The 13,798-nt window shown below is 58.7% G+C and carries 12 protein-coding genes and 2 tRNA genes; 13 read left to right on the top strand and 1 reads right to left on the bottom strand.

What is annotated here, in order from left to right; genetic code table 11:
* Positions 1-49 precede the first annotated feature (49 nt).
* From dapB to greA, 4 genes are all read left to right on the top strand, one after another.
* On the top strand, positions 50-877 hold the full coding sequence (dapB, locus tag COA55_RS05700; RefSeq protein ID WP_290500977.1) for a 4-hydroxy-tetrahydrodipicolinate reductase: 828 nt from the start codon (positions 50-52) through the stop codon (positions 875-877).
* A 208-nt stretch (positions 878-1,085) separates the two neighbouring features.
* Positions 1,086-2,210, top strand: coding sequence for a glutamine-hydrolyzing carbamoyl-phosphate synthase small subunit (gene carA, locus COA55_RS05695; RefSeq protein ID WP_290500976.1), 1,125 nt, complete (start codon positions 1,086-1,088; stop codon positions 2,208-2,210).
* A gap of 72 nt (positions 2,211-2,282) precedes the next feature.
* Positions 2,283-5,501 (top strand): carbamoyl-phosphate synthase large subunit, encoded by a 3,219-nt coding sequence (gene carB / locus COA55_RS05690; protein WP_290500975.1) that lies wholly within the window; start codon positions 2,283-2,285, stop codon positions 5,499-5,501.
* 93 nt (positions 5,502-5,594) lie between these two features.
* A complete protein-coding gene (gene greA / locus COA55_RS05685; RefSeq protein ID WP_039926785.1) occupies positions 5,595-6,071 on the top strand; it encodes a transcription elongation factor GreA in 477 nt (158 codons plus the stop codon).
* A gap of 101 nt (positions 6,072-6,172) precedes the next feature.
* Here greA and COA55_RS05680 read toward each other — a convergent pair whose 3' ends face one another.
* On the bottom strand, positions 6,173-6,487 hold the full coding sequence (locus COA55_RS05680) for a YhbY family RNA-binding protein (RefSeq protein ID WP_007151514.1): 315 nt from the start codon (positions 6,485-6,487) through the stop codon (positions 6,173-6,175).
* A 120-nt stretch (positions 6,488-6,607) separates the two neighbouring features.
* Here COA55_RS05680 and rlmE point away from each other — a divergent pair, with 120 nt between their 5' ends.
* The 9 genes from rlmE to rimP all read left to right on the top strand — a co-directional run bounded on the left by rlmE (position 6,608) and on the right by rimP (position 13,785).
* On the top strand, positions 6,608-7,234 hold the full coding sequence (rlmE, locus tag COA55_RS05675; protein ID WP_290500974.1) for a 23S rRNA (uridine(2552)-2'-O)-methyltransferase RlmE: 627 nt from the start codon (positions 6,608-6,610) through the stop codon (positions 7,232-7,234).
* Positions 7,235-7,399: 165 nt separating this feature from the next.
* Positions 7,400-9,313, top strand: coding sequence for an ATP-dependent zinc metalloprotease FtsH (gene ftsH, locus COA55_RS05670; protein ID WP_063539365.1), 1,914 nt, complete (start codon positions 7,400-7,402; stop codon positions 9,311-9,313).
* Between the two features lie 6 nt (positions 9,314-9,319).
* Complete coding sequence (gene folP / locus COA55_RS05665; RefSeq protein WP_290501022.1) at positions 9,320-10,171, top strand: dihydropteroate synthase; 852 nt, start codon at positions 9,320-9,322, stop codon at positions 10,169-10,171.
* On the top strand, positions 10,168-11,502 hold the full coding sequence (glmM, locus tag COA55_RS05660) for a phosphoglucosamine mutase (protein WP_290500973.1): 1,335 nt from the start codon (positions 10,168-10,170) through the stop codon (positions 11,500-11,502). Before folP ends, glmM begins: the two co-directional genes overlap by 4 nt.
* A gap of 54 nt (positions 11,503-11,556) precedes the next feature.
* Positions 11,557-12,300: a triose-phosphate isomerase gene (tpiA, locus tag COA55_RS05655; protein WP_063520396.1), complete on the top strand. Its 744-nt coding sequence runs from the start codon at positions 11,557-11,559 to the stop codon at positions 12,298-12,300.
* An 11-nt stretch (positions 12,301-12,311) separates the two neighbouring features.
* Entirely contained in the window at positions 12,312-12,755 is a 444-nt protein-coding gene (gene secG / locus COA55_RS05650; protein WP_063537401.1) for a preprotein translocase subunit SecG, read from the top strand.
* 13 nt (positions 12,756-12,768) lie between these two features.
* A tRNA-Leu gene (locus tag COA55_RS05645) sits at positions 12,769-12,854 on the top strand.
* 209 nt (positions 12,855-13,063) lie between these two features.
* Positions 13,064-13,140: transfer RNA gene (locus COA55_RS05640), tRNA-Met, on the top strand.
* 189 nt (positions 13,141-13,329) lie between these two features.
* Complete coding sequence (rimP, locus tag COA55_RS05635) at positions 13,330-13,785, top strand: ribosome maturation factor RimP (protein ID WP_007149481.1); 456 nt, start codon at positions 13,330-13,332, stop codon at positions 13,783-13,785.
* Positions 13,786-13,798 lie beyond the last annotated feature (13 nt).

Below are 13,798 nucleotides of genomic sequence, written 5' to 3'. Positions count from 1 at the left end.
GTCTGAGGCCTCTGGCGTTCGCCGTCCCGCTTTTAATCAAGGAGACACCATGAAAGTAGGTATTATCGGCGCCGCCGGTCGCATGGGCCGTATTCTGATCGAGGCGACGCTGGCCAATCCTGATACCACCCTGGCGGCGGCGGTGGATGTGCCCGGCTCCAGCCTGATCGGTGCGGATGCCGGTGAGCTGGTGGGCCAGGGCAGCAGTGGTGTGTTGCTGGCGGATGACTTGAGCAAGGTGGTGAACGATGCGGATGTGTTCATCGACTTCACCGTGCCGGAAGCCACGGTTAAAAACCTTGAGGTCTGCCGGGCGGCGGGCACCAAACTGGTGATCGGCACTACCGGGCTGGATGACACCCAGACAGCGGCCCTGCGCGCTGCCAGTGACGATATCGCCATCTGTTTTGCGCCGAATTATTCCATCGGGGTGAATCTGTGCTTCAAGCTTCTGGAAACTGCGGCCCGGATCATGGGCGATGAAGTGGATATCGAAGTGATTGAAGCCCATCACCGGCACAAGATCGATGCGCCGTCAGGCACGGCGTTGCGCATGGGTGAAGTGGTCGCCCAGACCCTGGGGCGTGACCTGAACGCGTGTGCCGTGTATGGCCGTGAAGGCCGCACCGGCGAGCGCGAGCGTCACACCATCGGCTTCGAGACCATTCGTGCCGGCGACATTGTCGGTGACCACACAGTGATGTTCGCGGCGGAAGGTGAGCGGGTGGAAATTACCCACAAGGCCTCCAGCCGTATGTCGTTCGGCCGTGGTGCGGTGCGGGCAGCCGCCTGGCTTGGCGGCCATGACAAGGGCCTGTTCGACATGCAGGACGTGCTCGGCTTGGCCGGGGAAAGCGCCGGTTGGGGCAAGGCCTAGCCGCCTGCCAGGCCCGCCACTGGTCTATCAGCGGGATTGCCGCGTGACAGCGGGGCCACAAAGCCCTAAAATAGCGCGCAGCCCGTGATGGGCGTGCGGGGCGCCGAATGAAGAATTCAGAAAAAAGCGAGGTGGAGGAATCCATCTCGCTTTTTTGCGAGCGCACCCGCCGCAGATCTCCCTATTCCCTATCAGCCTGGAGGTTGCGTTGACGGTTCCCGCCATTCTCGCTCTTGAAGACGGAAGCATCTTTCGGGGTGTTGCAATCGGTGCCACGGGTGAAACCGTGGGTGAGGTGGTGTTTAACACCGCCATGACTGGCTATCAGGAGATCCTGACGGATCCTTCCTATGCCAAGCAGATTGTAACCCTTACCTATCCGCATATTGGTAACACTGGCGTCACTGCCGAGGACGAAGAGTCCTCCCGAATCTGGGCCTCGGGCCTGGTGATTCGTGATCTGGCCATGACAGTGAGCAACTGGCGTAGTGAGCAAACTCTTCCGGACTACCTGCGTGAGCGCAACATTGTTGCCATCGCCGATATCGACACTCGCCGCCTGACGCGCATTCTGCGTGACAAGGGTGCCCAGAATGGTTGCATTCTGGCCGGCGACAATGTGGATGAAGCACAGGCGCTGGCGGCGGCCAAGGGGTTCCCCGGCCTGAAAGGCATGGACCTGGCGAAGGAAGTGAGTGTTGCCGAGTCCTACACCTGGACCGAGTCCACCTGGGATCTTGAGAAAGGTCACACCGAGCAGGGCGAGACCCGCTTCCATGTGGTGGCCTACGACTACGGCGTCAAGCGCAACATCCTGCGCATGCTGGCCGAGCGCGGCTGCAAGCTCACCGTGGTGCCGGCCCAGACGCCCGCGTCCGAGGTGTTGGCCATGAAGCCGGACGGTGTCTTCCTGTCCAACGGCCCCGGTGACCCGGAGCCTTGCGACTATGCCATTGCCGCGATTCAGGAGATCGTTGCCACCGGTCTGCCGGTGTTCGGTATCTGCCTGGGCCATCAATTGCTGGCGCTGGCCAGTGGCGCCAAGTCCATGAAAATGGCCACGGGCCACCACGGCGCCAACCACCCGGTGAAAACCCTGGCGGATGACACGGTGATGATTACCAGCCAGAACCACGGTTTTGCGGTGGATATCGATACCTTGCCGGACAACCTGAAAGTGACCCATGTGTCACTGTTTGACGGCACCTTGCAGGGCATCGAGCGCACCGATGTGCCGGCCTTCAGCTTCCAGGGGCACCCGGAAGCGAGCCCGGGGCCGCGTGACTGCGCGCCGCTGTTCGATCATTTCATCGAGCTGATGGAAGCTAAGTAAAAGCGTCTGACGTCCGACGTCTGACGTCCGACGCAAAGACAATCGCAACATACGTCTGACGGTTAGCGAACTATGCCTAAAAGAACTGACATCAAAAGCATCCTCATTATTGGCGCTGGCCCGATTGTGATCGGCCAGGCCTGTGAGTTTGACTACTCCGGTGCCCAGGCGTGTAAGGCGCTGCGGGAAGAGGGTTTCCGGGTGATTCTGGTGAACTCCAACCCGGCCACCATCATGACCGACCCGGCCATGGCGGATGCCACCTACATCGAGCCGATTACCTGGCAGACCGTGGCCAAGATTATCGAGAAGGAGCGCCCGGACGCGCTGCTGCCCACCATGGGTGGTCAGACCGCACTGAACTGTGCCCTGGACCTGGACCACAATGGGGTGCTGAAAGAGTTCGGCGTGGAAATGATTGGCGCCACCGAAGATGCCATCGACAAGGCGGAAGATCGCTCCCGCTTCGACAAGGCCATGAAAGCCATTGGCCTGGAATGTCCGCGTTCTGCCATTGCCCATAACATGGAAGAGGCCAACGCGGCCCTGCAAGACCTGGGTTTTCCCTGCATTATCCGCCCCAGTTTCACCATGGGTGGCTCCGGCGGTGGTGTGGCGTATAACCGGGAAGAATTCGAGGAAATCTGCCAGCGTGGTCTGGACCTGTCGCCCACCAACGAGCTGTTGATCGACGAGTCCCTGCTGGGCTGGAAAGAGTACGAGATGGAAGTGGTCCGCGACAAAAAGGACAACTGCATCATCGTGTGCTCCATCGAGAACTTTGACCCCATGGGTGTGCACACCGGTGACTCCATCACCGTGGCGCCTGCGCAGACGCTCACCGATAAAGAGCTGCAGATCATGCGCGACGCCTCTCTGGCGGTGCTGCGCGAGATCGGCGTGGAAACCGGTGGCTCCAACGTGCAGTTCGGCATTAATCCGGATAACGGGCGCATGGTGGTGATCGAGATGAACCCGCGGGTGAGTCGTTCCTCGGCGCTGGCCTCCAAGGCCACTGGCTTCCCGATCGCCAAGGTGGCTGCCAAGCTGGCGGTGGGTTATACCCTGGATGAGCTGCAGAACGAGATCACCGGCGGCAAGACCCCGGCGTCCTTCGAGCCGTCCATCGATTACGTGGTGACCAAGATCCCGCGCTTCAACTTCGAGAAGTTTGCCGAAGCGGATGCGGTGCTGACCACCCAGATGAAGTCCGTGGGTGAAGTGATGGCCATCGGCCGTAACTTCCAGGAATCGGTACAGAAAGCGCTGCGCGGACTGGAAACCGAATCCATCGGTTTTGACCCTCATGTGGATCCGGCTGACCCAGACGCCCGTGAGCAAGTGGCGCAATTGCTGTCCACGCCGGGCCCGGAGCGTATCTGGATTGTTGGCGACGCGTTCCGTGTTGGTATGACCGTGGACGATGTGTTCAACATCACCAAGATCGACCGCTGGTACCTGGTGCAAATCGAGGATCTGATTCGTGCCGAGCAGCAATTGGCCGACGGCACCTTCAGTAGCCTGACCCGCGACAGCCTGTACGCGCTCAAGCGCAAGGGCTTTTCCGATGCTCGCCTGGCGCAGTTGCTGGGCGTGAAGGAAGCGGATGTGCGTGGCAAGCGTGAAGAGCTGGGTGTGCTGCCGATCTACAAGCGGGTGGATACCTGCGCGGCGGAATTCGCCACGGATACGGCCTACATGTACTCCAGCTACGATGAAGAGTGTGAGGCCAATCCCACCGACCGTGACAAGATCATGGTTATCGGTGGTGGCCCCAACCGGATTGGCCAGGGCATCGAGTTCGATTACTGCTGTGTGCACGCGGCGTTTGCCATGAAGGACGACGGTTACGAAGCCATCATGGTCAACTGTAACCCGGAAACCGTGTCCACTGATTACGATACCTCCGATCGCCTGTACTTCGAGCCGGTGACGCTGGAAGACGTGCTGGCCATCGTGGCGAAAGAAAAACCCAAGGGTGTGATCGTCCAGTACGGCGGGCAGACCCCGTTGAAGCTGGCCCGTGCCCTGCAGGCTGCCGGCGTGCCGATTATTGGCACCCCGCCGGATGCCATCGATGAAGCGGAAGATCGCGAACGCTTCCAGCAGATGGTCAACAAGCTTGGCCTGAAGCAGCCGCCCAACCGCACCGCCCGCTCCCTGGAAGACGGTGTACGTCTGGCGGAAGAAATCGGTTATCCGCTGGTGGTGCGCCCCTCCTATGTATTGGGTGGTCGTGCCATGGAAATCGTGTACAGCGAAGCGGAGCTGCGTAACTACATGATGAACGCGGTGTCCGTGTCCAACGATTCGCCGGTGCTGCTGGATCGCTTCCTGGATGATGCCATCGAAGTGGATGTGGATGCGGTCTGCGACGGTACCGATGTGGTTATCGGTGGCATCATGCAGCACATTGAACAGGCCGGCGTGCACTCCGGTGACTCCGCCTGTTCGCTGCCGCCGTACTCGCTGGATGAGGATGTGCAGGATGTGATGCGCCAGCAGGCTGCCGATATGGCGCTGGAGCTGGGTGTGGTCGGTTTGATGAACGTGCAGTTCGCCGTGAAAAGCGGTGAGGTGTATGTGCTGGAAGTGAATCCGCGTGCCTCCCGGACAGTGCCGTATGTGTCCAAGTGCATCGGCGTGTCCCTGGCGAAAGTGGCCGCCCGTTGTATGGCCGGCACCAGCCTCAAGGAACAAGGCTTCACCAAAGAGGTCAAACCGCAGCACTATTTCGTGAAAGAAGCGGTGTTCCCGTTTGCCAAGTTCCCGAAAGTCGATCCGATCCTGGGCCCGGAAATGAAATCCACCGGGGAAGTCATGGGTGTGGGAGCGACCTTCGCGGAAGCCTTTGGCAAGGCATCCCTGGGTGCGGGCGAAAAGCTGCCGGAATCGGGTACGGCCTTTATTTCCGTGCGTGAAGTCGACAAGCCTGCGTCTGTGGAAGTGGCTCGCATGTTGATTGAGCGGGGCTTCAGCCTGGTTGCCACCAAAGGCACCGCCAAGGTGTTGGGTGAGGCTGGTCTTGAAGTGAAGGTGGTGAACAAGGTGCTGGAAGGGCGTCCGCATATTGTGGACATGATCAAGAACGACCAGATTGCCCTGATCGTGAATACCACTGAAGGCAAGCAGGCGACCCGTGATTCGTTCGCGATTCGTCGCTCGGCGCTGCAGCACAAAGTGTTCTACACCACGACCATCGCGGCCGCCCATGCGGTGTGTCAGGCGCTGGGGATTAGTGGTGAACCCACTGTTCGTCGCTTGCAGGACCTGCACGCAGAAATGAAATAAATCGTCGTCGGGAGCGCTCGGAGCAGAGTGCTCCGGGCGGTTCCGTTAGCAGCGCCTTTTATTTTGCGCCTGTTAAAAGATACGAGGATAACTATGCAACGTGTACCGATGACCGCCAAGGGTGCCAAAGCCCTGCGCGAGGAACTGGAAAAGCTGAAAAAAGAAGATCGCCCGCGGATTTCTGCTGCGATTGCAGAAGCCCGTGAGCATGGCGACTTGAAAGAAAATGCCGAGTATCACGCTGCCCGCGAACAGCAGGGGTTTTGTGAAGGCCGCATTGGCGATATTGAAGGCAAGCTTTCCAATGCGCAGATCATCGATATTCAGACTATCGAAAATACCGGCAAGGTGATTTTTGGTGTGACCGTGACCATCATTGATGTGGATACGGACGAAACCAAGGTCTACCAGATCGTGGGTGACGACGAAGCCAACATCAAGGAAGGCAAGTTGAGTGTGAACTCACCCATTGCCCGCGGTTTGATTGGCCGTGAAGAAGGCGATGTGGTGCAGATTGATACCCCCGGCGGTACCCGTGAGTACGAAGTCGATCAGGTGGAGCATATCTAGGCGCTTGATGCCCGATGCATGACGCCAGACGACAATAAAAAAGGCGGCGTGATAACACGCCGCCTTTTTTGCTTTTGGCATCCTGCGTAGGGCCTTGGGCGTCAGGCATTCTGATAGCGCAGGATGTTCGACAGTTTGGCGCTGGGCTTTTGGGCCGGGCGGTAGAGCAGGGCGATGTTGCCGATACGCTGGATTAGCTCGGCGCTGCCTTTTTCGGTCAGGGCCTGCACAATGGCGGCGCGGTCGTCGCGGGTTTCTGCGTTGACTTTCACTTTGATGAGCTCGTGATCTTCCAGGCGCAGGTTGAGTTCTTCCACGAAGTTGTCGCTGAGTCCCTTGTCGCCAAAGATCAGAACGGGTTTCAGGTGGTGACCAATACGGCGTAACCGTTTGATGTCCTGGGTAGATAGCGGCACGGTGTAGCTCCAGAAAGGGTTGCTGTGCGCGTATTCTACGTATTACCCGGCCGAAAAGCAGCCGTCATGTGGGTTAGTCATGAGGGCTTGCGAGTACAGAGAATTCAGGAGAGAGGGGCCATGGCGAAGTCCAGCCGTTCCAAGACCAGCAAGGCCTGGTTGAAAGAACATTTCAACGACCCGTGGGTGGCCAAGGCCCAGGAGCAGGGGTATCGCTCCCGGGCCAGTTTCAAGCTGCTGGAAATGCACGAGAAAGACCGTTTGTTCCGGCCGGGAATGACGGTGCTGGATCTTGGCGCTGCGCCGGGGGGGTGGAGCCAGGTGGCGGGCCAGCTGATCGGCGGCAAGGGGACGGTGATTGCCAGTGATATTCTCGCTATGGATGCCCTGCCGGATGTGACCTTCATTGAGGGGGACTTTCGTGAGGATGCGATCTATGAGCAAATCCTTGCGGCGCTGGGGGATCAGCGGGCAGACCTTGTAATGTCCGACATGGCCCCCAATATGAGTGGTAATAGTGCTGTAGATCAGCCGCGGGCCATGTATCTGGCAGAGTTGGCGCTGGATATGGCTGAGCGGGTGCTGGAACCTGATGGCCTGTTTCTGGTCAAGGTATTCCAGGGTGAGGGGTTTGAAGACTACCGCAAAGCGCTGCAAAGCCGTTTCAAGCGCGTCGTCAGCCGCAAACCGGCGGCAAGCCGGGCTCGCTCCACAGAGGTCTATCAGTTGGGTTTTGGCCTGAAATAGGCGGTGAAAGCCGTAAAATGGCTATATTCCTGTCCGAACCGGCATTACGTTGCTTCTGGCAAATGGTGTAAGGTGTAAGAGCCTGCGTTATAGGCTCCAGGCAGGTTCTAAGTTCGTTAGTGTGCGCGCGAGCGCCCGGATTAATCGAGGTCTCCCTTGAACGACATGACCAAGAATATTGTGCTGTGGCTGGTGATTGCCGGCGTCTTGTACGTGGTGGCATCCAGTCTCAGTACGCAGCCTGCAACCACAGATGTGCCCTATTCCACCTTCATTTCGCGGGTAGAAGACGGCAAAGTGCAGGAAGCGAAAATCGGCGAAAGTACGATTACCGGGACCTACACGGATGGTGGCCAGTTCCGCACGGTGAAACCGCCGACGCTGGACACCAATCTGATGCCCACGCTGATCCAGAATGATGTAAACGTGGTGGGCCTGGAGCCCCAGCGTCAGGGCTTTCTGACCCAGCTGTTCCTGTCCGTACTGCCCATTCTGCTGATTCTGGCCATCTTTATCTTCTTTATGCGCCAGATGCAGGGCGGCGGCCGTGGCGGCGGCGGGCCGATGACATTCGGCAAGTCCAAGGCCAAGTTACTGGGCGAAGACCAGATCAAGACCACCTTTGCCGATGTGGCGGGCGTGGAAGAAGCCAAGGAAGAAGTGCAGGAGCTGGTGGAGTTTCTGCGTGATCCGGCTAAATTCCAGCGCCTGGGCGGCAAGATTCCCCGCGGTGTGCTGATGGTGGGCTCGCCGGGTACCGGTAAGACCCTGCTGGCCAAGGCCATTGCAGGCGAGGCCAAGGTGCCGTTCTTCAGCATTTCCGGTTCGGACTTTGTGGAAATGTTTGTGGGTGTCGGCGCCAGCCGTGTCCGTGACATGTTCGAGCAGGCCAAAAAGCATTCCCCCTGCATTATCTTCATCGATGAAATCGATGCGGTGGGCCGCTCCCGTGGGGCCGGCGTCGGTGGCGGTCACGATGAGCGTGAACAGACCCTGAACCAGCTGCTGGTGGAAATGGACGGTTTTGATGGCAACGAAGGCATTATCGTGATTGCCGCCACCAACCGCCCGGACGTGCTGGACCCGGCGTTGCTGCGCCCTGGCCGTTTTGATCGCCAGGTGACGGTACCGCTGCCGGATATCCGTGGCCGTGAGCATGTGCTCAAGGTGCACATGCGTCAGGTGCCGATTTCGGATGATGTGGAGCCAGCGTTGATTGCGCGGGGTACGCCCGGGTTCTCCGGTGCGGACCTGGCCAATCTGGTCAACGAAGCTGCATTGTTCGCCGCTCGCGCCAACAAGCGAATGGTGTCCATGGAAGAGTTTGAGAAAGCCAAGGACAAGATCCTGATGGGCGCCGAGCGTCGCTCCATGGTGATGAACGAAAAAGAAAAGCTAAACACCGCCTTCCACGAAGCGGGCCACGCTATTGTGGGGCGCTTGGTGCCAGAGCATGATCCGGTTTACAAGGTGAGCATTATTCCCCGTGGTCGAGCGTTGGGTGTCACCATGTACCTGCCGGAAGAAGACAAGTACTCCCAGTCCAAGCGTGGTCTGGAATCCTCGATCTGCTCCCTGTTTGGTGGTCGTATCGCGGAAGAAATGACCCTGGGCTTTGACGGTGTAACCACCGGGGCGTCCAACGATATCGAACGTGCTACCAAGCTGGCCCGTGCCATGGTCACCAAGTGGGGCCTGAGCGAGAAAATGGGGCCGCTGGCTTATGAGGAAGAAGAGGGCGAAGTCTTCCTTGGCAAGCAGGTGGGGCAGCGCAAGCATATGTCCGAGCAGACTGCAGAAGAAATCGACCGTGAAGTGCGGGCCATCATCGATGGCTGTTACGGGCGCGCCAAGCAGATCCTGGAAGACAACCGCGACAAGCTGGACCTGATGGCGGATGCGTTGATGCAGTACGAAACCATTGATGCGGCTCAGATCGATGACATCATGGGCGGCCATAAGCCTCGCCCACCAAAAGACTGGCGTGATCAGGGTCCGGGTAACGGTGCCGCCGCCTCCGGCGATGGTGATCAGCCGTCCGGTGACGACCCCATTGGTGGGCCTGCCAACACGCACTGATTCATGATGCATCCAACAACGCTTAGCTGTGGGGCGCGGACACTAGACCTGTCCGCGCCTGTCGTTATGGGGATCCTCAATGTGACCCCCGACTCCTTTTCCGACGGTGGTCGTTACACCGAGCGTGATGCGGCGCTGCGCCAGGCGGAGCAGATGCTACGTGACGGCGCCGCGATTCTCGATGTGGGTGGCGAATCCACTCGTCCGGGGGCGGCGGCGGTGTCTGAACAGGAAGAGCTGGATCGGGTGGTTCCCATTGTCGAGGCGTTAAGCAATGAGCTTGATGCGTTGGTGTCCGTGGATACCAGTACGGCGGCAGTGATCCGTGACAGTGCAGAGGCTGGCGCCGGTCTTATCAATGACGTGCGTTCCTTGCGCCGCCCCGGCGCCATGCAGGCGGCCGCAGCCAGTCAGCTCCCGGTCTGCCTGATGCATATGCAGGGAGAGCCCGGCAGCATGCAGGATAACCCCCATTACGATGATGTGACCGCCGAGGTGGTGGCGTTTCTGCGTGAGCGGATCGCGGCCTGCGAACGGGCGGGTATGACCCGCGAGCGTTTGTTGGTGGATCCGGGGTTCGGCTTCGCGAAAACCGTGTCGCATAATTTGCAGCTTATGCAGGAAATAGCTGAGTTGCAGGCGTTGGCGTTGCCGGTCTTGATTGGTGTATCGCGTAAGTCCCTGTTCGGTAAAGTGCTTGGCCGTGATGTGAGTGAACGGTTGCCTGGCAGTCTGGCGGCGGCCGTTATGTGTGTGGAGCGCGGCGCGATGATCGTGCGTGCCCACGATGTCAAAGAAACCGTGGATGTGGTGCGTTTTGCCCATGCGGTCAGAGAATCACAAAAGGAGTTGTCATGACGCGCAAATATTTCGGCACTGATGGGGTGCGCGGCACGGTGGGGGAGTTTCCTATCACACCGGATTTTGTGCTCAAGCTGGGTTGGGCGGCAGGCAAGGTGCTGGCCGCACGGGGCGGCAGCAAGATTTTGATCGGCAAGGACACCCGTATTTCCGGCTACATGTTCGAGTCGGCCCTGGAGGCAGGGATTTCCGCTGCCGGGGTGGATGTGCGCCTGCTGGGGCCGTTGCCCACACCGGGGATTGCCTATCTGACCCGTACCTTGTCGGCCCAGGCGGGCATCGTTATTTCCGCATCCCATAATCCCTATACGGATAACGGTATCAAGTTTTTCGGTGCAGATGGCCGCAAGCTCAATGACGAGATTGAGCTGGAAATTGAACGTTTGCTGGACGAAGAAATTTCCGTGGTGTCCACGGACCAGATCGGCAAGGTGCGCCGCATTGATGACGCCCGTGGCCGCTACATCGAGTTTTGCAAAAGCACTGTGCCGGGCCTGGATCTCAGCGGCATGAAAATTGTGGTGGATACGGCCAATGGTGCGGCCTACCACATCGCGCCGGATGTGTTTGAAGAGCTGGGCGCAACGGTGGTGCCAATGGCTAACCAGCCCGACGGTTTCAATATCAATCGCGATTGCGGCTCCACACACCCTGAGGCTCTGCAGCGCAGAGTGCTGGAAGAAAAGGCGGATCTGGGGGTGGCGCTGGATGGTGACGCAGACCGGCTGCTGATGGTGGATCATGCGGGCAATCTGGTGGATGGTGACCAGCTGCTGTTCGTGGTGGCTCGAGACCGCAAGGACAATGGCGCAAAAATGGCAGGCGTGGTTGGCACTCTCATGTCCAATTTCGGGCTGGAGCTGGCACTGAAGGCTGAAGGTATTGAATTTGTGCGTGCCAAGGTCGGCGATCGTTACGTCATGGAGCAGCTGGATAAGCGTGGCTGGAGTATTGGTGGCGAATCTTCCGGGCACCTGGTGTGCCTGGATTGCACTTCCACCGGTGATGGCACCGTGTCGGCCCTGCAGGTGCTGGCAGCCTTGTCCCGCCGGAGTGAAAGTTTGGCGGATGCCGTGGCTGATGTTGTCATGCTGCCCCAGCAGATGATCAATGTGCGTGGCCCCAACCGCGATGGTTTTATGGAGCATTCGGACGTGCAGGCGGCGATGGCCAGCGTCGAGGAGCGGTTGGCAGGCAATGGCCGTGTGCTTTTGCGGCCTTCCGGCACGGAGCCATTGGTGCGGGTGATGATAGAAGGTAAAGATGGCGATCAGGTGGCGACGCTCTGTCGTGAACTGGCCGATGTGGTTGAAAAAGCCATTGCCTGACCGCAAGAGCGGTCGGGCTGGTTGGCACAAGAAAAGACTCCAAGGAATCCAACAATGAAAAGAACCCCTCTGGTTGCTGGCAACTGGAAAATGAATGGCGGGCAATCTCTGGTGGCGTCCATGGCGGCGGCCCTGGCGGATTATCAGGGTGCGGCGGATGTGGTCGTATGTCCGCCGTTTCCCTATCTGGTCTCTGCCCGCGAGCAGTTGCCGGAGGCCATTGGCCTGGGGGCGCAGAATGTCAGTGATCAGGCAGACGGCGCCTTCACGGGTGAGGTGTCTGCCTCCATGCTGGCGGAAACGGGTTGCGGTTATGTGATTATTGGTCATTCCGAGCGCCGTGCCTTGTACGCGGAAAGCGATGCGCAGATTGCTGACAAGTTCGCCCAGGTGCAGGCGGCAGGGCTGATTCCCGTCTTGTGTGTGGGGGAAACCCTGGCGGAGCGAGAGGCAGACAATACAGAGGCGGTGGTCTGTGGGCAGCTGCAGGCGGTGATCGATGCGGTGGGCATTGCGGCGTTTGCGAAGGCCGTTGTTGCCTATGAGCCGGTCTGGGCCATTGGTACCGGCAAGACGGCAAGCCCGGAACAGGCTCAGGCCGTGCATGCCTGTTTGCGCCAGTCTTTGGCAGAAAATGACCCGGATATCGCTCAATCGCTGCGGTTGCTTTACGGCGGCAGCGTAAAGGCGGATAATGCCGCCCTTCTATTTGCCCAGTCAGACATCGATGGGGGTCTGATCGGTGGGGCATCGTTAACAGCCGACAGCTTTGTTGCGATCTGTCAGGCGGCGGAATAATTAGAGACGTTATGGATATTGTTGTTCATGTAGTGCACGTGCTGGCAGCCCTTGGGCTGATTGGTCTGGTGCTTATTCAGCACGGTAAAGGCGCGGATGCCGGTGCTTCCTTTGGCGGCGGTGGCTCGCAGACGGTATTCGGGAGCGCCGGTTCCGCAAACTTCCTGACCCGTGCCACGGCGGTGCTGGCGGCGGTTTTCTTTGTGACCAGCCTAGTGTTGGCCTGGATGGCGCGTCAGGAAGCGGATAGCACGCGTAGCTTCCTGCCGGAACTGGAAACCGTCGAGCATCAGGATGTTCCCGTCGTTGACGAGGAGCAATCCGACGTGCCCGCTGGCATGACAGAAGTGCCTGTGGCGCCAGAAGCCAATGAAGGGCAAAAAGAAGTTTCGGATGTGCCTCAAGCTGAGGTAGAATCCCCGGCCCCGGCTGACGCGCCTCAGCCGGAGCAGTAAGTAAGCGTTCTTTGCCGAAGTGGTGGAATTGGTAGACACGCTATCTTGAGGGGGTAGTGAGCTTCGCTCGTGCCGGTTCAAGTCCGGCCTTCGGCACCAATTAGGGAACGTTTTGCTGGTGTGTGTTGTCAGTGAAACGTATGAAGGAAATCGGTGGATTGACCGGCTTTCTTCAGAATCGACCCACGGGTTGATCAGTATCGGGTTATGTGGCTTTTCCCGATGCTAAGGCTTCGAAAAATAAATACTTTTTCGATAATGCCTTGACAGAGTGAGTGCCTCTAAGTATTATTTGCGCTCGATTTTGATGCGGGGTGGAGCAGTCTGGTAGCTCGTCGGGCTCATAACCCGAAGGTCGTAGGTTCAAATCCTGCCCCCGCTACCACTTAGAGGAACCAGAAAAACATCTCTGGTTCAAAGCGGACAAAAAGCCCCTCTAGCAGGGGCTTTTTGTTATCCGCAAACCGACCCGGTTAGTGGGAATGGGCGGTGGATACACGGTCGTTGTGCGGCAAAGCTGCAATCGCTGTGACATCCTCGGGCCCATTTTTTGTTTGTACCGTCGGAAAGTTTTATGTCAAAACGCACGGAACAATTAACGGAGCTGCTCGCTCCGGTAGTGGAAGATCTGGGCTTCGTGCTCTGGGGTGTTGAATACATCCAGGGGCGCGGGGCTGTTCTGCGTGTATTTATTGACCATGCAGACGGTATCTCGGTAGATAATTGCGCGGCCGTGAGTCACGAAGTCAGCGGCGTGCTGGATGTGGAAGATCCGATTTCCGGTGAATATAACCTTGAGGTGTCTTCACCGGGCATGGATCGGCCCATGTTCGAAATTGCGCAGTATGTCGATTACATCGGTGAAGATGTGCAGCTCAAGTTGCTGGCACCGGTAAGCGGCAAGCGCAAAATGACGGCGGCCATTGTGGCCGTGGATGGCGATACGCTGGTGGTGGAGCTGGATGGCGAAACCTTGCGTGTTCCTTACAGTCAGGTAGATCGTGCCCGGTTGCAGCCCCGCTTCGACTGAGTACGCCCTGAAG

This window comes from Alcanivorax sp. (genome assembly GCF_002733835.1).
Taxonomy (GTDB): Bacteria; Pseudomonadota; Gammaproteobacteria; order Pseudomonadales; family Alcanivoracaceae; genus Alcanivorax.
The sequence above is the reverse complement of the archived record's forward strand: the minus strand, read 5'-3'. Positions and strand labels throughout refer to the sequence as shown.

What these genes read in the sequence shown, in the direction of transcription:
- folP (WP_290501022.1), top strand. Translation starts at nt 9,320, where the DNA reads ATGCATCCAACAACGCTTAGCTGTGGGGCGCGGACACTAGACCTGTCC.
- glmM (WP_290500973.1), top strand. Translation starts at nt 10,168, where the DNA reads ATGACGCGCAAATATTTCGGCACTGATGGGGTGCGCGGCACGGTGGGG.
- ftsH (WP_063539365.1), top strand. Translation starts at nt 7,400, where the DNA reads ATGACCAAGAATATTGTGCTGTGGCTGGTGATTGCCGGCGTCTTGTAC.
- rimP (WP_007149481.1), top strand. Translation starts at nt 13,330, where the DNA reads ATGTCAAAACGCACGGAACAATTAACGGAGCTGCTCGCTCCGGTAGTG.
- greA (WP_039926785.1), top strand. Translation starts at nt 5,595, where the DNA reads ATGCAACGTGTACCGATGACCGCCAAGGGTGCCAAAGCCCTGCGCGAG.
- rlmE (WP_290500974.1), top strand. Translation starts at nt 6,608, where the DNA reads ATGGCGAAGTCCAGCCGTTCCAAGACCAGCAAGGCCTGGTTGAAAGAA.
- secG (WP_063537401.1), top strand. Translation starts at nt 12,312, where the DNA reads ATGGATATTGTTGTTCATGTAGTGCACGTGCTGGCAGCCCTTGGGCTG.
- tpiA (WP_063520396.1), top strand. Translation starts at nt 11,557, where the DNA reads ATGAAAAGAACCCCTCTGGTTGCTGGCAACTGGAAAATGAATGGCGGG.
- carB (WP_290500975.1), top strand. Translation starts at nt 2,283, where the DNA reads ATGCCTAAAAGAACTGACATCAAAAGCATCCTCATTATTGGCGCTGGC.
- dapB (WP_290500977.1), top strand. Translation starts at nt 50, where the DNA reads ATGAAAGTAGGTATTATCGGCGCCGCCGGTCGCATGGGCCGTATTCTG.